Raw genomic sequence first — 17,297 nt, 5'->3', positions numbered from 1 at the left:
TCGCTCCGGCGCCGCGCGCTGGAGCTCGAGCCGCTGCACCTCGAGGCGCGGCTCGCGCTCGCGCCGGCGCTCGCCGCCGAGGGTGAGCGCGAGGAGGCGCGCTCCCTGCTCCGGGGCCTCGAGGGGCACGCCCGCGGGCGGGACCTTCGGCGGGTGCGGTGGGCCGCGCTGCGGCTCGCGCCGACCCCCGCCGCGCTCTGGCGCTGGCTCTCCGCCGCGTTCGCGGGCGACGCGCCCGGCCGCCAGCCCGGCGGCGGGCGCGGACGAGACCGCGCTCGCTAGTCCACGTTTGGATTTGCGTCCACTCCGGCCCCCATGCTGGAGTGCGACCGAATGACACATGGGGGCCGGAGCGTCAGGGGCGAGCTGCCCTGGCTGGGGGTGTCGCTGTGCGGCATCCTGGCCGCGCACGCGTTCTCGCACTTCGTCATCCACCGCGGCGCCATCGTGGCGTCTCTCGCCGCCACCGGGACCGTGCCAGGCTGGATGTGGGGCGCCCTCTTCGCGCCGGAGCTCGTCGCCTGCTTCATCGTGGGGTGGCGGCTGACGCGCTGGTGGCAGGTCGGCCTGTACGCCGTCGGGGCGACCGTGGTGCGCCAGGCCTGCGAGCTCGCGCTCCACTTCGCCGGCGACGCGGGGCACGTCATCGAGGGGCCGCGCGCCGTGCTCGTCGCGACCCCGGTCGTCGCCCTCGTCTACGCGATGCTCATCGGGCTCGCCTCGGCGTCCGGCCGCCAGGACCGGCAGCTCGACGGCGCCTGAACGGCGGGACGATGCGCGGCACCGAGGGCGACCGCGCGTCGCCAGCCGTCGTTCAGCGCTCGCAGCGCTCCATGCAGCAGACGAGGTCCTCGAGCGCCGGCTCGGCGAGCCGGTAGCGCGCGAAGCCGTCCTCGCGCGTCGCGGCCACGAGCCCGAGGCTGCGCAGGATGCGCAGCTGCTGGGAGACGATCGCCTGGCTCGCGCCGAGGCGCTCCGCGAGCGTCGAGACGTTCAGCTCCTCGCGGCAGAGCGAGGCGACGATGCGCAGCCGCAGCGGGTGCGCGACGGCCTTCAGCACCTCCGCGATCCGCCCGGCGCGGGCGGGGTCGGAGGCGAGGGGGGGCTCTGGACGAAGGTTCGACACGGAGGGACAGGATAGCGCGGACGGGCGACGGGCGCCCGCCCGCGCCGGGGGACCTAGAACTCTTCCTTCTTCTGCTCCTTGTCGTGGAGCCGGTCGAACCAGAGCTCCGCGCTCTTCAGCTTGCGCCGGGCGATCTCGCCCTTCGAGTAGCCCAGCGCCTCGAAGTCGAGCTGCCCGTTCGCGGTGTGGCAGCGATCGCAGGACAGCGCCTTCTGCCTCGTCACGAGGTGGCTGTTCGCGAAGTAGATGGTCTGCCAGCCGGGGACGGGGTCGACGTTCTTCAGGCCGAGCGTCTTCGCGGCGGAGGCGACGCCCGCGAGCGTGTCACCGGTCGCCGTCGGCTGGGCGAAGTCCATGGAGAGGAGCTTGCCCGTGCGGCGATCGTAGTAGGCGCGCCCCTCGTAGATCTTGAACGGGGTGATCTTGCTCTTCGGGTCGGCCCGGCTGCCCTTGGGGCCGATGAAGTGCGGCTCGTTCCGGACGGAGCCGTTGAACCACGCGTAGACCGGCTTCGTGCCCGCCGGCTCCCGCTTGATGGTGGACGGCTCCCAGAAGCCCGTCGACGCGTCCTTCGACCACTTCGTGAAGTCCTTCGCCACCGCGCCGCCCGAGGTCGGGATGTGGCAGGTCTGGCAGGCGATCTTCGCGACGTGCGCGTCGTAGTCCGCGTCCTTGTGCGGCTTGGCGCCGTGGCAGTCGGCGCAGGCCACGCGGACGCCGTCGTTCGCCCAGTTGTTCGGATCGAAGCCCGTCGGGATCTTGTGGTCCTTCGCCTTGTGGCAGTCGGCGCAGGTCATGCCCTTCGCGGCGTGCGCGTCGTGCTCGGCGTCGAACGCGAAGCCGCGCTTGATGAGCGTGCCGCCGCCCGCCGTCTCGTGGCAGGTCATGCAGGCCTTGACGGTGGGCTTGCCCACCGCGAGGGCCGCCTCGACGCTCCGGTCCTGCCCGATCGCGACCTTGCCGTCGGGGGTCTTGTAGGGCTTCCGCTTCGAGTAGTCGTACTTGGCCGAGTGGCACACCAGGCAGTCGATGGCGGCCTCCGCCTCCGCGCCGTCCGAGCCCACGCCGGCGAGGTGGTTGCCGGGGTGGCAGGTGTTGCAGCCGGTGAGCTTCGTCTTGCCGAGCGCGTTCTGCGGGATCTCCTTGAGATCGTTGACGACGTCGTTGCCGTTGCAGAACGTGTAGATGCGGTTCTTCATCCCGTACTCGAGCTTGGGATCAAGGTTGTCCACGTTCGTCACCTTGGACGCGTGCTTCCAGTGGACGGTCCCGAGGAACGCCTTCGCCGTGCCGGGGTGGCACTCCTCGCAGGTCTCCGGGCCCTTGTAGCCCTTCTCGCGGATGACGTCGTTTCCGGGGTGCTCGGCGGCGAGCGCGGGCGCGGCGGCGAGGGCCGCGGCGAGCGCGAGGGTGCGGGACAGGATGCGCATTTTCACTCTCCGTTCAGCGTGTGATCTGAAAAAAAGGGCTGCAGCGCAAGGGGACGTGCGCTGCAGCCCTGCTCCGGCCCTCTGGAGGGGAGCCAGAGCGTCGCTAGCAGCCGCCGGCCTTCTTGAAGAACGTGGAGTGGTTCTTCCCGTCCTTCTTCTCGAACTTGGCCTTGATCTCGTCGCCGACGCCGATCCGCTTGTCCTTGAACTTGTCGAGCGTGACGGTGTCGTCCACGAGCAGATCGACGAGCGAGCCGCTCTTCGAGTCCTTGAGCGTCGCCGTCGCCGTCGCGCCGGCGAGGTCGATCTTCGTCACCGTGCCGAGCATCTTCTCCTCGGCGTGCGCGGGGGTCGCGGTCGCGAGGGTGAAGGCGACGGCGAGGGTCAGGGCGGACAGGATCTTCTTCATCTTGCTTCTCCTTGTGTCGACTGCGGGGTGAGCGGCGGCGGGATCAGGGCGCCGCAGCGGTGCCGGTGGGCAGGGCGAGCATCGCGACGCCGGCGAGGGCCACCGCGACCAGGCCGACGAAGATCCACTTCTTCGCCGCGCCCGACGGGCTCTCGGCGAGGGCCGCTCCGGCGACGAGGCGCTCGATGCGCTCGCCCGCGAAGAAGGCCGCGATCGCGAACGCCACGACGAAGACGGCGACGATCGGCGCGGGGAGCCCGAGCCAGGTGGAGAGCGAGAGCGCGCCGAGCTTGCCCGAGTTCGGGAACGCGCCGAGCGCCGGCTCGACGTGCGCGTACACGAGGCCGCCCACGACCACGCCGAAGACCGTCGAGACGCCGTCGAGCTTGCCGGAGGCGGTCGCGACGAGCGAGGTGCCGGGGCAGTACCCGGACATCACGAACCCCGCGCCGAGCAACAGGCCGCCCACGATCATCGGCCAGAGGTAGGTCGGGTAGTTGAACTGGATGGCCGCGAGGTCCACGACCCCCGCGGAGGAGAGCACGACGAGCCCGAGCATCGCCGTCACGATCGCCGTGAACATCACCTTGAGGACGGTGAAGTCGTAGCCGTAGAACTGCCCGACGAGCTTCTGGGCGCGCCCGAAGCCGGAGCGCTCGAGCACGAACCCGAACGCGATCCCGACGACGACCGCGACGCCCAGGCCGAGGGCGCGGCGCTCGTCGGAGAGCGCCTCGATGGGGAAGATCGTCGTCATCGCCACTGCCTCCTCAGGAAGTAGGCGACCGCGTAGCCGCCCGCGAACACCGACAGCATGAAGGCCCACGACCCGACCGACATGGCCGCGCCGCCCGAGAGCGCCTGCCCGGAGGTGCAGCCGCGCGACAGCTTGGCGGCGAACCCCATGATCACGCCGCCCGCGATCGCGAAGCCGATCCGGCCGCCGCTCGAGAAGCTCGGGCCCTTCAGCACCTCGCGCGAGAAGCGCCCCGAGGTGATCGCGCCGAGGACGCCGCCGATGAGGACGCCCACGACCTCGAACACGAGCCAGTCGTCGAGCGGGTGACCGTCCTCGAGCATGCCGGCGATGGCCGGCACTCGCTCCGCGTGCGCGGGCGCCAGGCCGGACACGGCCCACACGCCGACCCGGTACGTCGCGCCCGAGGCTCCGAGCCCCTTCCCCATGAGCAGGAACGTGACGAGCAGCACCAGCCCGAGCGCCACGCCTCCGGCGTAGGGGTTCCAGAATCTGTTGGGGTTCCTCTCCATCCGTTCCTCCGCGTCGCGCGCGGCCCGTTCGACGAGCCGCGCCAGTCCGAGCTCAAGCGAGAGAGCCCATGCCTCCCCGAAGGGTTCTTCCACCGCTCGGCAGGCGGCCCGGCTCCACCGCCCGCGCCGCGGCGGCGGCGAGCGTCCGGGGCCTCGCGCACCGCTTCGCCCGCGGGCGCCCGCGCCGCCCCGCGGGGCCGGCCTCTGCGTCCTGCCGAAGAAGACATAGCGACATCGCTAGTTCGCTATGCAACCGCCGCACCCATCCCCGACCCTGCGGCGCTTCCGCCCATTTCTCGCGGGCTTCGGAGGCCCGCACCCCCTCCCCGCGCCGCCGCCTCCCGTCCTCCGGCGCGCAACCGGTGCGTGCTCGCGAGCCGAGTACGCAAATCGATGCGCCGCGCGCGGGTGAGCGATCCGCGAGGCGGCGACCGCCCCGCCGCACGATGGGCTCCCCATCACGAGTTCTCTATCAGTGAAACCGAACCTGTCCCGTCCGGGCGAGATGACAAGGTCCCGTCACACGGATTAGACAGTCCGAGTGCCCCCTGGCCCCTCCCAGCGCGCGGGCGAGCCTCGACCGAACGTTTCCGAACCGCCCCGCGCCTCACGCTGGCGGCGGCGCCTGCCCTGGCCGCCCGGCCGCATCGTCGCCGCTTACGCGCTGCTCTCCGCCGTCTGGATCGAGCTGTCCGATCGGGCCGTCGAGCTGCTGATCGGCGATCACGCCGGGACGATGATCCAGACCGCGAAGGGCATCGCCTTCGTCGCGGTCACCTCCGTGATGCTGTACGCGCTCATCGGGCGCCGCGAGCGCGGCCTGCGCACGCGCGGCGCAGAGATCCGCGCCACCATCGAGAGCATGGCGGACGCGGTGCTCGTCGTGGACGCGGACACCCAGATCGTGGAGGCGAACCAGGCCGCGGCCGAGCTCCTGCGCGTCGGCAGCCGCGAGGCGCTGCTCATGCCGATCGCCGAGTGGGGCAAGCGCTTCCAGCTGCGCCACCTCGACGGCACGCCGGTCCCGCTCGAGCGCTTCGCGACGATCCGCGCGCTCAAGGGCGAGCGGGTGCCCGCGTACGACGCGATCATCCGCTCCGCCGACGGCCGCGACGTGTTCCTCTCCGTCACCGCCTCCCCCGTGCTCGTCCCGGGCGGCGGAACGGAGCTCGCCGTCGCGGTGCTGCGCGACGTCTCGCCCGCGCGCCGGCTGGACGAGCTGCGCGACGAGTTCCTCTCCACCGCCGCGCACGAGTTCAAGACCCCCCTCGCCGTGATCAAGGCGTATGCCCAGCTCCTCCAGAAGCGAGATCCCGGCGAGGCGCAGGCGCTCGTCGTCATCCAGCGCCAGGTGGACCGCCTGAACAGGCTCGTCCAGCACCTCCTCGACACGACGCGCCTCCGGCTCGACGCGCGCGAGGGGCACCTGCAGCACTTCGACCTCGGCGCGCTCGCCGGCGAGGTCGTGTCCCGCATGCGACCCGCCGCGCCGGCCCACGCCCTCTCGGTCGCGACCGTGCCGGCGCAGGTGCTCGCCGATCGCGAACGGCTCTCGCGCGTGATCACGAGCCTCGTCGACAACGCGGTCCGCTACTCCCCCGGCGGCGGCGCGGTCTCGGCGCGCGTCGAGTCGCGGGACGGCGAGGCGATCTTCTCGGTGGAGGACCACGGCCTCGGCATCCCGCCCGAGCGTCAGGCCCGGATCTTCGAGCGCTACTACCGCGCCCACGCGGGCACGCCGCAGGACTACGGCGGGCTCGGCCTGGGCCTCGACATGAGCCGCGAGATCGTGGCCCTCCACGGCGGGCGCATGTGGTTCGAGAGCGCCCCGGGCCGCGGCTCCACCTTCCACTTCAGCGTGCCGCTCGCCGGGGAGGGCTCCGCATGACCTCGCGCAGCGTGCTCGTCGTCGAGGACGATCCGGACCTCCTCGCCCTGCTCGAGATGATCCTCGAGGACGCCGGCCACAAGGTGCGGACCGCCCAGGAAGGCGGAGCGGCGCTCGCCCGCGTCGCCGAGGAGATGCCGGGCGTGATCCTCCTCGACATGCGGATGCCCGGCATGAACGGGTGGGAGTTCGCGCGCGAGTTTCGTACCCGCTTCGGGCACGCCTGCCCGATCGTCGTCGTGACGGCCGCCGAGAACGCGCGGGGCCGCGCCGAGGAGATCGGCGCCGAGGGGTGGCTGTCGAAGCCGTTCGAGCTCGAGGACGTCCTCGCGACGGTGGCGCGGCACCTCTCAACGGCGGAGGGGGCGGAGGGGGCGCCGGCGACGCGCTGAACGGCCGATCATGACTCGCGAACAGGCCAGCGAAGCGAGCCCCCAAACTGTCGTCTAGCGCCCTCGCTACGGGAATAGCGTGAACCGCACGCCCGCCTCGAAGAGCGGCTGGAGCCCGCGGTCGTCGATCGAGCGGCGGGGCAGGCCGAGGCCCTCCTCCTCGATGCGCGTGTAGGTGGTCCACGAGACGCCGCCGTAGAGGCCGACGCCGAACACCGGGTTCGAGCGCAGATCGACGCCGCCCATGAGGCGCAGCATCTCGTGGCCGGTGTAGGAGACGAGCTCGTGGCTGTCGCCGTTCGACGTCGTCACATTCGCCGCGGCGAAGCCGGTGCCGACCGCGAGCCACTTGCCGACCGGCGAGGTGGCGCCCCAGGTGTGCCTGAGGAGCACGCCGAACTTCACCGTCGAGGACATGCAGTCGAGCCCCGCCGCGGAGCAGGCGTCCCGGTACATGTTGCCCGCGTCACCGACGCCCACGTCGAGGTACAGGCCGAGGCCGATGGCGGGCGTGATGCGCGCGCCGCCCTCGAACCAGAGGTCGAGCTGCCCCTCGAGCACGTCGCCCGTGTCGATCCCATCTCCCATGTCGCCGCCGAAGCCGATCCCTCCCAGCCCGAAGGAGGCGTACACGGGGAGGATGGGCGCGAGGCCTCGCTGCGGGCGCGCCTGGGCAGGCTGAGCGTACGGCGGCGGGCCCGCGTACGGCGGCCCCGCGGGCGGTGGCGGACGCCGCGGTGGCGGAGGGCGCGGATAGGGCTCGCGGCGCACGCGCACCGAGCCGTCCGCGTAGGCGATGCGCGCGATCTGCTCCGCGGGGATCCGCCGGGTCGTCCCGTCGGGGAGCTGGATCGTCACGCCCTCGGAGACCTCCTCGATGACGCGCCCGCGGACGCGTCCGCCGCTCACGAGGAAGACGGTGTCGAGCGGCCCCTGCACGACCGGTGGGGCGCTCCTCGGCTCCTGCGGCGCGGTCGCCGCGGGCCCGGGCGGCTGCGACTGCGGCGGGCCGGCCGGGCTCGCCTGCCTCGCGCCACCGCCGCGCTCGATCCGCGCGATCGCGTCGGGGTCGAAGCGCCGCAGGGTGCCGTCCTCGAGCTGGATCGTGACGCCCGTCGACGGGCTCTCCTCGACGATGGTGCCGGTGACCCGGGTCCCGTCCTTGATGACCACCGTGTCTTGCGCCGGCGCGGCGGCCAGGGCCGCGGCGAGCAGGATCGCGAGCATGTTCGTCCTCCGGACGGACCCCAGGGCCCGTCCCTTCCGAGCACACTAGCGACAAGCGTGCCGCTCCCGCAGGCCGCCGGGCTCCGCAGCCCGGGTGCCGTGCCGCACCGCGACATCACGGGCATTTCGCCATCCCGGCCCGATCCCTCGGGGACGGGCGGACCGTCCGCCCGCCCGCGCCGACCGCCTCCCCCTGTGGGCGGGCGGCTCGCGTGTCGCAAGGGATTCACGCCCCGCCCGCTGCCTCACGCGGTCTCGGGATCGATCCACCTCTGCACGCGCGGCGGCTCGAACCGGTCGAACGCGTCGAGCAGCGCTCCGGGCTCCTCTCCGACGAGGATGAGCCGGCGATGCTCGGACCGAAGGAAGCCCTCCGTCACCGCATGATCGAAATAGGAGATGAGCGGGCGGTAATAGCCGGCGACGTCGAGGAGCCCGCAGGGCTTCGCGTGGAGGCCGAGCTGCGCCCAGGTGAGGATCTCGGAGAGCTCCTCGAGCGTGCCCATCCCGCCGGGCAGCGCGAGGAAGGCGTCGGAGAGCTCCGCCATCTTCGCCTTGCGCTCGTGCATCGATCCGACCACGTGCTGCCGCGTGAGGCCGCCGTGGCCGAGCTCGCGCGCGAGGAGCGCTCGCGGGATCACCCCGTCCACCTCGCCGCCCGCCTCGAGCGCGGCGCTCGCCACCGCGCCCATGAGCCCGACGCTCCCGCCTCCGTACACGAGGCCGAGCCCGCGCCTCGCGAGCGCCCTCCCGACCTCCTGCGCCATCGCCACGTACGAACCGTTGATCCCGGGGGAGGAGCCGCAGAACACGCAGATGCGTTTCATGCGCCGCAAATTAACGGACCAGTCTGGCCCGCAAAGGGCCCCTCCCGGGACTAGCATACCCGCGCGTGGTCTGGCACCGTGTCGGCCTCTATGTCGACCTCCGTGAGTCCGGTGTCCGCGCCCCGCGCTACGCGCCTGGGCGCCCTGTGGAACAGCGCCGTCGGTAAGAAGGCGCTGATGGCTGTGACGGGGATCGTGCTGTTCCTGTTCGTCCTCGTTCACATGATCGGCAACCTGCAGGTCTTCCAGGGTGCCGCGAAAATCAATCACTATGCGGAGCTGCTCCGCATCTCCCCGCCGTTCCTCTGGTTCACGAGGATCGTGCTGCTCGTGGCGGTGTTCGTCCACGCGCTCGCGGGCATCGAGCTCTGGATGGAACGCCAGCGCGCGCGCCCCGTGGGCTACCAGGACTACCGTCCGGTGGTCTCGTCCACCGCCTCGCGGACGATGATCTGGAGCGGCCTGCTCATCCTCCTCTTCGTCGTTTACCACCTGCTCGATCTCACGATCGGCGTGGTGAACCCGAGGTTCGAGCACGGGCAGGTGTACGCCAACCTCGTCGCGAGCCTGTCGCGCGCGGTGGGCGCCGCCATCTACCTCGTCGCGATGATCGGGCTCGGCTTCCACCTCTGGCACGGGCTCTATTCGATGTTCCAGTCGCTCGGCCTCTCGAACCGCGGCATCTCGCCGACGATCCAGAAGTTCGCGATCGGCTTTGCCGTGCTCCTGACGCTCGGGTTCTCCGCCGTTCCGCTGGCCGTCATCCTCGGCCTCGTGGGGTGAACAAAGACATGCCGCTCGACGCGCACATCCCTTCTGGCCCCATCGAGCAGAAGTGGCAGAAGCAGAAGTTCGACCTGAAGCTCGTCAACCCCGCCAACAAGCGGAAGTACCGGGTCATCGTGGTGGGCACCGGCCTCGCCGGCGGGGCCGCCGCGGCGTCCCTCGGTGAGCTCGGCTACGAGGTCCTGAACTTCTGCTTCCAGGACACTCCCCGCCGCGCGCACTCGATCGCCGCGCAGGGCGGCATCAACGCCGCCAAGTCGTACCAGAACGACGGCGACTCGGTGCAGCGCCTGTTCTACGACACCATCAAGGGCGGCGACTTCCGCGCCCGCGAGGCGAACGTCTACCGCCTCGCCGAGGTGTCCGCGAACATCATCGACCAGTGCGTCGCGCAGGGCGTCCCGTTCGCCCGCGAGTACGGCGGCGCGCTCGCGAACCGCTCCTTCGGCGGTGCCCTCGTCTCCCGCACGTTCTACGCGCGCGGCCAGACGGGCCAGCAGCTCCTGCTCGGCGCCTACCAGGCCTTGCAGCGGCAGGTGGCCGCCGGCACCGTGAAGCAGTTCGTCCGCACGGAGATGATGGAGCTCATCGTCGTCGACGGACGCGCCCGCGGCATCGTGGTGCGCGACCTCGTCACCGGCAAGATCTCCTCGTACGTCGCCGACGCCGTGGTGCTCGCCACCGGCGGCTACGGCAACGTCTTCTACCTGTCGACGAACGCGAAGGGCTCGAACGCCACGGCCATCTGGCGCGCTCACCGCAAGGGCGCGTTCTTCGCGAACCCCTGCTACACGCAGATCCACCCGACCTGCATCCCGAAGTCGGGCGAGTACCAGTCGAAGCTCACGCTGATGAGCGAGTCGCTCCGCAACGACGGGCGCGTCTGGGTGCCGAAGGCAGCCGGCGACAAGCGGCCGCCGAACGAGATCCCCGAGTCCGACCGCGACTACTACCTCGAGCGGATCTACCCGACGTACGGCAACCTCGCCCCGCGCGACATCTCCTCCCGCCAGGCGAAGAACGTCTGCGACCAGGGGCGCGGCGTCGGTCCCGGCGGCCTCGGCGTCTACCTGGACTTCCGCGACGCCTTCAAGCGGCTCGGCCGGAAGGTCATGGACGAGCGCTACGGGAACCTGTTCGAGATGTACGAGCGGATCACCGGTGAGGACCCGCACGACGTCCCGATGCGCATCTACCCTGCCGTCCACTACACGATGGGCGGCCTCTGGGTGGACTACAACCTCATGTCCAACCTCCCCGGCCTGTTCGTGGGCGGCGAGGCGAACTTCTCGGACCACGGCGCCAACCGCCTCGGCGCGAGCGCGCTCATGCAGGGGCTCGCGGACGGCTACTTCGTCCTGCCGTACACCGTCGGCGACTACCTCGCCCGCGGCGGCTTCGCGAAGATGGACACCTCCCACCCGGCCGTGAAGGACGCCGAGCGCGAGGTGAACGAGCGGACGAAGCGCCTCATGTCCATCGGCGGCAAGAAGAGCGCCGACCAGCTCCACCGCGAGCTCGGCGAGATCATGTGGAACGACTGCGGCATGGCGCGGACGAAGGAGAGCCTCACGCACGCGCTCTCCGTCATCCCGGAGCTCCGCGAGAGGTTCTACAAGGAGCTGCGGGTCACCGGCTCGGGCGCCGAGCTCAACCAGCAGCTCGAGCAGGCCGGCCGGGTCGCCGACTTCTTCGAGCTCGCCGAGCTGCTCTGCTACGACGCGCTCCAGCGGAACGAGTCGTGCGGCGGCCACTTCCGGGTCGAGTACCAGACCTCGGACGGTGAGGCGCAGCGTAACGATGACGAGTACGCGTACGTGGCGGCCTGGGAGTTCAAGGGTGTCGGAACGACGCCCGTCCTGAACAAGGAGCCACTCGTGTTCGAGAACATCCACCTCGCTCAGCGGAGCTACAAGTGAGGATCACCCTCGACATCTGGCGTCAGAAGAACCCGCGCGACCCCGGCCGCTTCGAGCGGTTCGAGGTGCCGAACGTCAACGAGCACATGTCCTTCCTCGAGATGCTGGACGTGCTGAACCAGCAGCTCGTCTCGGAGGGCAAGGAGCCGGTGGCGTTCGACTCCGACTGCCGCGAGGGCATCTGCGGCATGTGCGGCTTCCTCATCAACGGCGAGGCGCACGGGCCGCTCCGCAACGCGACCGTGTGCCAGACGCACATGCGCCACTTCAAGGACGGCGACGTGCTGCGCCTCGAGCCGTGGCGGGCGTCGGCGTTCCCGGTGCTGCGCGACCTCATCGTCGACCGGTCCGCCCTCGATCGCATCATCGCCGCGGGCGGCTACACCTCGACCCGCGCCGGCAGCGCGGCCGAGGCGAACCAGATCCTCATCCCGAAGCCGTCCGCCGACAAGGCGATGGAGGCGGCGGCGTGCATCGGGTGTGGCGCGTGCGTCGCGTCCTGCCCGAACGCCGCGGCGGCGCTCTTCACCGGCGCCAAGATCGCGCACCTCGGCCACCTGCCTCAGGGTCAGCCCGAGCGCATGGGGCGCGCGATCGCCATGACGAGCCAGGCGCACGCCGAGGGCTTCGGTCACTGCACGACGATCGGCGAGTGCGAGGCGGTCTGCCCGGCCGGCATCAAGCTCGAGGTCATCTCGCGGATGAACAAGGACTTCATCAAGGCGACGCTCGGCGGGTACGCCAACGAGGTGCAGACGCTCGCGGCGCTGCCGCCCTCCGCGGCGATGCGCTTCTTCGAGGCCGAGCCGCCCAAGAAGGAGCCGTAAGCCGTCAGCCGTCCCCGCCGGCTCCGCGCCGGCGAGCCCCGCCCCGCCTGCGCCGCGACCTCGCGGCGTGCGCGGGGCGGTGGCATTTCGAGGGTGCGGCGCGGCGAGCTCTCCCGCGCGACGTGGACGGACGGACGCGCGGAGACCTAGGCCGGCTCGAGCTCGGCGAGGAGCGGCTGCGCATCCCGGAGCGCGTGCGAGAACCAGCGCTCCCACGGGAACCGTCCCTCCGAGTCGGGCCACACCGCCTGCAGCGCCGGGAAGCGCGGGCCGCCGTGGAACCAGCCTGCGTAGCCGAGGTACGCCGGGTAGTGACGGCGCGCGACCGGCCGGAACGCGACCGGCCGGTCCACGAGGATCCCGTCCACGACGCCGCCCTCCTCGAACCGCTCCCCGGCGCGCACGCGCGCGCCGAGGCGGTCGAGCGCGGCCTCGCGAGTCGCGGCGTCGAGGCCGAAGACGATGACCTCCGGGTGATCGAACGAGCGGAACAGCCCGACCGTGAAGGCGTGCTCCGCGCCCGCGCCCTCGGCCTGGATGACGTGCCACCCGCCCTCGGCGACGTCCGCGAGCACGCGGAGGTCGAGCGCGTCGAGCGGCTCGCCGCGCCGGGGCGGATAGCGCGGATCGAGCGACGGCCAGCGGCGCGACGGTCGCGTGGGGAGCGGGAGCGGGCCCTCCCGGACGTGCCAGCGCTCCCCGAGGCCGGCGCGGCCGAGCGTCGTTCCGCGTGGGTGCAGCACGATCTCGACGCACGACGGGTCGCGCGCCACCACGGCGTCGAGCGTCCAGTCGCGGTCGTCGGCGGCGTCGTGCGGGGCGCGCCCGCACCGGAACCGCCACTCCGCGCCCCCGTCTCGGCCGCGGGCCGCGGCCAGGATGGGCGCGCCACCCTCGGCCACGTGCTTGCACACGGCGGCGCGATCGCTGGACATCGACGGGAGCAGACCACTTCGGTGCCTGCTTGTCACGGGGTGTCACGGGCGTCCCAGCGCGTCATGCCGGTAGCCCTCCGGGGTGGCCGCCGCGGCGCCCCGTTGCCGCGCCACGCACGGAGCCCGACCGTCTTGTGGAATGGCGGCCGAGACCGACGCGGCGGATCCGGGCGGGGCGTCCCTCATGAGACAGGCGGGGCCGCTCATCGCGGCGCGCCTCTTCACCGCAATCCTGACGCTGTCGATCCCGCTCGTGCTCGCGCGGGTCCTCCCGCTCGCCGAGTACGGCACGTACAAGCAGCTCTTCCTCATCGCGCTGACGCTCTCGTCGATCCTCCCGCTGGGCGTCGGGCAGAGCCTCTACTACTTCATTCCGCGCACGACCCACCGGCGCGTCTACTTCGGCCAGACCCTGCTCTTCCTGCTCGCGGCGGGCGGCGTGGCGGCGGTGGGGCTGTTCGCCGCGATGCCGCGCGTGGCCGCGGCCTTCGAGAACCCAGGGCTGCTCGACCATCGCCTGCTCCTCGCGCTCTACACGGGCTTCACCGTCGCCGCGTCCCCGCTCGAGCTCTCGATGACGAGCCAGGGCCAGACGCGCCGCTCCGCGCTCACCTACCTCGTGTGGGACAGCGCCCGCGCCGCCGCGTTCGTGGTGCCGGCCACCACGGGCCGCGGCCTGGGGGCGATGATGACCACCCTCACCTTGCTCGCCGCGCTCCGGCTCGTGGCCGCCTGGGCGGTGATGCTGGGCGGGAAGCGAGGCCCCCTCCTCGACCGGCGCCTCTTCGCGGGACAGCTGGCGTACGCCTTCCCGTTCGGGATGGCGATGCTCGTCGCGATCCCCCAGCAGTACGCCCACCAGTACGTCGTCGCGAGCACCGTCGGCCCCGCCCTCTTCGCGATCTACGCGGCCGGCTGCTTCGACCCGCCGTTCGTGGATCTGCTGTACACGCCCACCGGCGAGGTCCTCATGGTGCGCCTCGGCGCGCTCGAGAAGGCGGGACGCGCGGGCGAGAGCGTCGCCGTCTTCCGCGAGGCCGCGGGCCACCTCGCCCGCTACCTCCTGCCGGGCGTCGTCTTCCTGTGGGCGATCGCCCCGGACTTCGTGGTCGCCGTGTTCGGCGAGCGGTTCGCGGCCTCCGCCACGATCTTCCGCGTGTGGCTGCTTGCCATCCCGTTCGGCATCTTCCCCATGGACGCCGCGCTCCGCGCCCGCAACGAGACGCGGCACCTGTTCCGCGCGTACGTCGTGAAGGCGGTCGCGACGGTGCCGCTCGTGTGGGCCGGCGTGAGCCGCTTCGGGATCCTCGGCGGGGTCGGGTCCTACGTCGCGGCGGAGCTCGTCGGCAAGGCGATGCTCGCGGCCCGGCTTCCGCGCGCGCTCGCCGACGCGGGCGTCCGTCCGCCGCTGCAGGCACTCGTGCCCTGGGGCGAGATCTCGCGGGCCGGGATCGGCGGGACGCTCGCCGCGATCGCCGGCGTCGCGGTCCTCCGCGCGGCCCCAGCGCTGGAGGCGCCAGGTGCCGCCGCGACCGCCCTGTATCGGTTCGTGCCGCTCGCCATCGCGGGGCTCGTGGGCGGCGCGATCTACGTCGCGGTGCTCTGGATGACGGGCGTGCGCCCGGCCGCCGCGCTCGCCGCGATCCGCTCGCGCCGGCCGGCCGGGGCTCCGTGAAAGCTCAGCGGGCCTGCGCCCCCTCGCGGCGCACCGCGCCGTAGACGAGGCGCGGGACGTCGAGCCCGGTCAGGTCCTCGTACAGCGCGTCGTAGCTCGCGCGCATCTGCTCGACCGAGAACTCACGCTCGACCCGCCGCCGACCTCGCTCGCCCATGCGCCGCCGCAGGGGAGCGTCGTCGAGGAGCTCCAGGAGGCGCCGCGCGAGGACGGCCGGCGCGCCGGGCGGGACGAGGAAGCCCTCCTCGCCCTCGTGGACGAGCTCCGGAGTCCCGCCCACCGAGGTCGCGACCACGGGGAGGCGCGCGGCCATCGCCTCGAGGAGGGCGTTCGAGATCCCCTCGGCGTAGCTGGGCGAGACCGCCACCTCCGCCCGCGCGAGGAGTGAGGCCACGTCGCGGCGGTGGCCGAGGAAGTGGCAGTGCTCGGCAACCCCGAGCTGGCGGGCCGCCCGCTCGAGGAGCGGCCGGCGCGCGCCGTCGCCGACGAGCACGAGGCGCGCCTCGGGCCGGGCGCGCACGACCTCCCGCATCGCGTGGAGGAGGTCCGTCTGGCCCTTCACGGGATGGTGCATGTTCGCGACGCAGACGATCGCGCCGGCGTCCGGCGCGGGGGCCTCGGGGGCGCGGCGCGCCGCGCGGTCGAGCTCGCCGAGATCCACGCCGTTCCGCACCACCACGACGCGGTCCGGCGCCACTCCGTCGCGGACGGCCTGGTCGCGGATGCAGAGCGCGTTCACGAGCACCCGGTCGGCGAGGCGCGACGCGAGCACGAGCGCGGGGCGGTGCAGGCCGGGGAGCTGGTGCCCGAGATCCACGCGGGTGACGATCGACGGGACGCCGGCGAGGCGGGCCGCGACCACGCCGAGGACGTTCGTGCGGAGGTCCTGGGCGTGGACGATCCGGACCCGCTCCTCCTGGACGAAGCGCACGAGGCGCGCCACCTGGAGCAGCGTGTACGCCCTGAGGAGCTTGCTCCCGACGTCGAACACGAACGGGCGGACACCCTCCGCGGCGAGGTCCGCGAGGTGCTCGCCGTCGTCGTGCAGGGTCGCGACCACCGGCTCGAAGCGCGAACGCTCCATCGTCCGGACGTTGAGGACGGTCTGACGCTCCTGCCCACCGAGCTGGAAGCGGTCCTGGAAGACGAGGATCTTCAGCGGGCGGCCCACGGCGGCAGCTCCCCCCCGAGCGCCGCCCGCTCGCGCGAGAGCCGCATCGTCACCAGGGCGCAGGCGAACAGGAAGTAGAGGAACCAGGACAGCGAGTACCCGTTGGCCATCTCGATGACGAGGTAGCCCGCGAGCGCCGCGAAGACCGCGCGGGCCTCGGTGCCGACGAGCGGATCCGCGCCGACGCGCCACAGCTTCGGCATGAGCCAGGCGACGAACGCGCAGAAGAGCAGGAACGCGACCACCCCGAGCTCGCCGACGATCTCGAGCAGGATGTTGTGCGCGACGTAGCGGCGCCCGCCCGCCTCGAGCGGCGCGTAGCGACCCCAGGCCTGGAGGTACGCGCTCGCGCCCACGCCCGTGAACGGGCGCTCCTCGAGGATCACGCCCAGCACCTTCCAGGCGTTCTCGCGCCCCTCGACGGAGACGTCCGTCTCGTACTGCGTGATCGTGGCGTTGCGCTCCCAGAAGCTCGAGGGCGCGAACGCGACGAGGCCGAGCGCGATGGCCGAGGCGGCGACGAGCTTCCTCGCCGTGCTGAGGCTCTTGCCGCGGAACAGGAAGAGCGCGATGGCGACGGCCGCGGCCACCGAGCCGGAGCGGGAGTGGGTGAGCACGATGGCCGAGATCTGGGCGGCGAAGGCGGCGGCGAACGCCACGCGGGCCCAGCGCTTCCTCGCGGTGACCGCGCCGTAGAGGGCGAAGGGCATCACGGCGATGAGGCACATCGCGAGGCGGTTGGGATCGGCGTACGGACCGCGCCAGTGCGTGCGGAACCCGTCGATGAGGGCGTCGTCGTTGCGCCAGACGTCGATCGCCCCGAGGGCCGGGCCCAGCGCGGCGAGGGTCCCCACGAGCATGAAGCGCCTGAGCCGCTGGGGGCCGTCCACCGCGTTCTGCACGACGACGAAGACCACCGCCATCTTGGCGGCCTCGACCGTCGCGCCGAGGGTGTCGGTCTGCGAGATGGTCCAGGCGAGCGAGAGCGGCACGAAGGACAGGTAGACGAGGAGCGGGACCACGCCCGGACCGCCCACCCGCACCCGCTCGCCGGAGGTCACCCGGTGCATGAGCAGCGCGAAGGCTCCGACCGCCATCGCCACGAAGGCGAGCCGGAACTGCTCGAACCACGGCCACCAGAACTGCGGGTTCGAGTAAAGCATCACCACGAACGCGAGCGTGGCGCCGTGCACGAGCAGGTGCCACCTCCGGCTCGCGCGCTCGATCCACGCTTGCCGCGCGAGGAGCGCCGAGTCGAGAGTCGCTGCGTCCGCGTGAGCCGTCATGTCCACCTCTGTGGGTCAGAAGGTGCGCGCACCCTGGCTCGCCCGGCCACCGTCCGTTCGGGGTCCGCTGAGCAGCCAGGCAGGCGTGCTCGACGAGGGGGTGGGCCTGTCGGTCCCGAGCGCACGCCGC

The 17,297-nt window shown here is 72.2% G+C and carries 17 protein-coding genes and 1 pseudogene; 8 read left to right on the top strand and 10 right to left on the bottom strand.

Annotated features, from left to right (window positions below; translation table 11 throughout):
* A pseudogene (locus MNY60_RS07490) lies at nucleotides 1-282 on the top strand (hypothetical protein); the annotation flags it as partial.
* 51 nt (nucleotides 283-333) lie between these two features.
* Nucleotides 334-762, top strand: coding sequence for a hypothetical protein (locus MNY60_RS07485; protein WP_242335892.1), 429 nt, complete (start codon nucleotides 334-336; stop codon nucleotides 760-762).
* A gap of 52 nt (nucleotides 763-814) precedes the next feature.
* Here MNY60_RS07485 and MNY60_RS07480 read toward each other — a convergent pair whose 3' ends face one another.
* From MNY60_RS07480 to MNY60_RS07460, 5 genes are all read right to left on the bottom strand, one after another.
* The gene (locus MNY60_RS07480; protein ID WP_242335889.1) at nucleotides 815-1,126 is read right to left on the bottom strand and encodes a helix-turn-helix transcriptional regulator; all 312 of its coding nucleotides are present in this window, start codon (nucleotides 1,124-1,126) and stop codon (nucleotides 815-817) included.
* 53 nt (nucleotides 1,127-1,179) lie between these two features.
* On the bottom strand, nucleotides 1,180-2,556 hold the full coding sequence (locus MNY60_RS07475; RefSeq protein WP_242335886.1) for a cytochrome c3 family protein: 1,377 nt from the start codon (nucleotides 2,554-2,556) through the stop codon (nucleotides 1,180-1,182).
* Nucleotides 2,557-2,659: 103 nt separating this feature from the next.
* Nucleotides 2,660-2,965: a hypothetical protein gene (locus tag MNY60_RS07470; RefSeq protein ID WP_242335883.1), complete on the bottom strand. Its 306-nt coding sequence runs from the start codon at nucleotides 2,963-2,965 to the stop codon at nucleotides 2,660-2,662.
* Nucleotides 2,966-3,008: 43 nt separating this feature from the next.
* Nucleotides 3,009-3,722: a YeeE/YedE thiosulfate transporter family protein gene (locus MNY60_RS07465; protein WP_242335880.1), complete on the bottom strand. Its 714-nt coding sequence runs from the start codon at nucleotides 3,720-3,722 to the stop codon at nucleotides 3,009-3,011.
* Nucleotides 3,719-4,327: a YeeE/YedE thiosulfate transporter family protein gene (locus tag MNY60_RS07460; protein WP_308197046.1), complete on the bottom strand. Its 609-nt coding sequence runs from the start codon at nucleotides 4,325-4,327 to the stop codon at nucleotides 3,719-3,721. Before MNY60_RS07460 ends, MNY60_RS07465 begins: the two co-directional genes overlap by 4 nt.
* Nucleotides 4,328-4,775: 448 nt before the next feature.
* Here MNY60_RS07460 and MNY60_RS07455 point away from each other — a divergent pair, with 448 nt between their 5' ends.
* A complete protein-coding gene (locus MNY60_RS07455) occupies nucleotides 4,776-6,122 on the top strand; it encodes a cell wall metabolism sensor histidine kinase WalK (RefSeq protein ID WP_242335874.1) in 1,347 nt (448 codons plus the stop codon).
* Nucleotides 6,119-6,514 (top strand): response regulator, encoded by a 396-nt coding sequence (locus tag MNY60_RS07450; RefSeq protein WP_242335870.1) that lies wholly within the window; start codon nucleotides 6,119-6,121, stop codon nucleotides 6,512-6,514. Before MNY60_RS07455 ends, MNY60_RS07450 begins: the two co-directional genes overlap by 4 nt.
* Before the next feature lie 66 nt (nucleotides 6,515-6,580).
* On the opposite strand, the gene MNY60_RS07445 is transcribed toward MNY60_RS07450, so the two are convergent.
* Nucleotides 6,581-7,741: a hypothetical protein gene (locus MNY60_RS07445; protein WP_242360300.1), complete on the bottom strand. Its 1,161-nt coding sequence runs from the start codon at nucleotides 7,739-7,741 to the stop codon at nucleotides 6,581-6,583.
* A gap of 245 nt (nucleotides 7,742-7,986) precedes the next feature.
* Complete coding sequence (locus MNY60_RS07440) at nucleotides 7,987-8,568, bottom strand: TIGR00730 family Rossman fold protein (protein WP_242335865.1); 582 nt, start codon at nucleotides 8,566-8,568, stop codon at nucleotides 7,987-7,989.
* A gap of 90 nt (nucleotides 8,569-8,658) precedes the next feature.
* Between MNY60_RS07440 and MNY60_RS07435 the strand changes: the two genes are divergently transcribed.
* Genes MNY60_RS07435 through MNY60_RS07425 form a run of 3 tightly spaced genes read left to right on the top strand, consistent with a single transcriptional unit; the run spans nucleotide 8,659 to nucleotide 12,100 of the window.
* Nucleotides 8,659-9,351, top strand: coding sequence for a succinate dehydrogenase cytochrome b subunit (locus MNY60_RS07435; RefSeq protein ID WP_255821130.1), 693 nt, complete (start codon nucleotides 8,659-8,661; stop codon nucleotides 9,349-9,351).
* Nucleotides 9,352-9,359: 8 nt separating this feature from the next.
* The gene (locus tag MNY60_RS07430) at nucleotides 9,360-11,273 is read left to right on the top strand and encodes a fumarate reductase/succinate dehydrogenase flavoprotein subunit (protein ID WP_242335858.1); all 1,914 of its coding nucleotides are present in this window, start codon (nucleotides 9,360-9,362) and stop codon (nucleotides 11,271-11,273) included.
* Nucleotides 11,270-12,100: a succinate dehydrogenase/fumarate reductase iron-sulfur subunit gene (locus MNY60_RS07425; protein WP_242360299.1), complete on the top strand. Its 831-nt coding sequence runs from the start codon at nucleotides 11,270-11,272 to the stop codon at nucleotides 12,098-12,100. The genes MNY60_RS07430 and MNY60_RS07425 overlap by 4 nt, the downstream gene beginning before the upstream one ends.
* A gap of 146 nt (nucleotides 12,101-12,246) precedes the next feature.
* Here MNY60_RS07425 and MNY60_RS07420 read toward each other — a convergent pair whose 3' ends face one another.
* A complete protein-coding gene (locus MNY60_RS07420) occupies nucleotides 12,247-13,035 on the bottom strand; it encodes a DUF4262 domain-containing protein (protein ID WP_242360298.1) in 789 nt (262 codons plus the stop codon).
* 139 nt (nucleotides 13,036-13,174) lie between these two features.
* On the opposite strand from MNY60_RS07420, the gene MNY60_RS07415 reads away from it, so the two are divergent.
* Complete coding sequence (locus MNY60_RS07415) at nucleotides 13,175-14,710, top strand: oligosaccharide flippase family protein (protein ID WP_242360297.1); 1,536 nt, start codon at nucleotides 13,175-13,177, stop codon at nucleotides 14,708-14,710.
* Nucleotides 14,711-14,714: 4 nt separating this feature from the next.
* On the opposite strand, the gene MNY60_RS07410 is transcribed toward MNY60_RS07415, so the two are convergent.
* Together MNY60_RS07410 and MNY60_RS07405 are read right to left on the bottom strand one after the other, a co-directional pair.
* Nucleotides 14,715-15,881, bottom strand: a complete 1,167-nt coding sequence (locus MNY60_RS07410; protein ID WP_242335847.1) for a glycosyltransferase — start codon at nucleotides 15,879-15,881, stop codon at nucleotides 14,715-14,717.
* Nucleotides 15,866-17,167 (bottom strand): O-antigen ligase, encoded by a 1,302-nt coding sequence (locus MNY60_RS07405; RefSeq protein ID WP_242360296.1) that lies wholly within the window; start codon nucleotides 17,165-17,167, stop codon nucleotides 15,866-15,868. Before MNY60_RS07405 ends, MNY60_RS07410 begins: the two co-directional genes overlap by 16 nt.
* Nucleotides 17,168-17,297: the final 130 nt, after the last annotated feature.

This window comes from Anaeromyxobacter sp. SG17 (assembly GCF_022690695.1).
In the GTDB taxonomy this organism is placed as follows: Bacteria; Myxococcota; Myxococcia; order Myxococcales; family Anaeromyxobacteraceae; genus Anaeromyxobacter; species Anaeromyxobacter soli.
The sequence above is the reverse complement of the archived record's forward strand: the minus strand, read 5'-3'. Positions and strand labels throughout refer to the sequence as shown.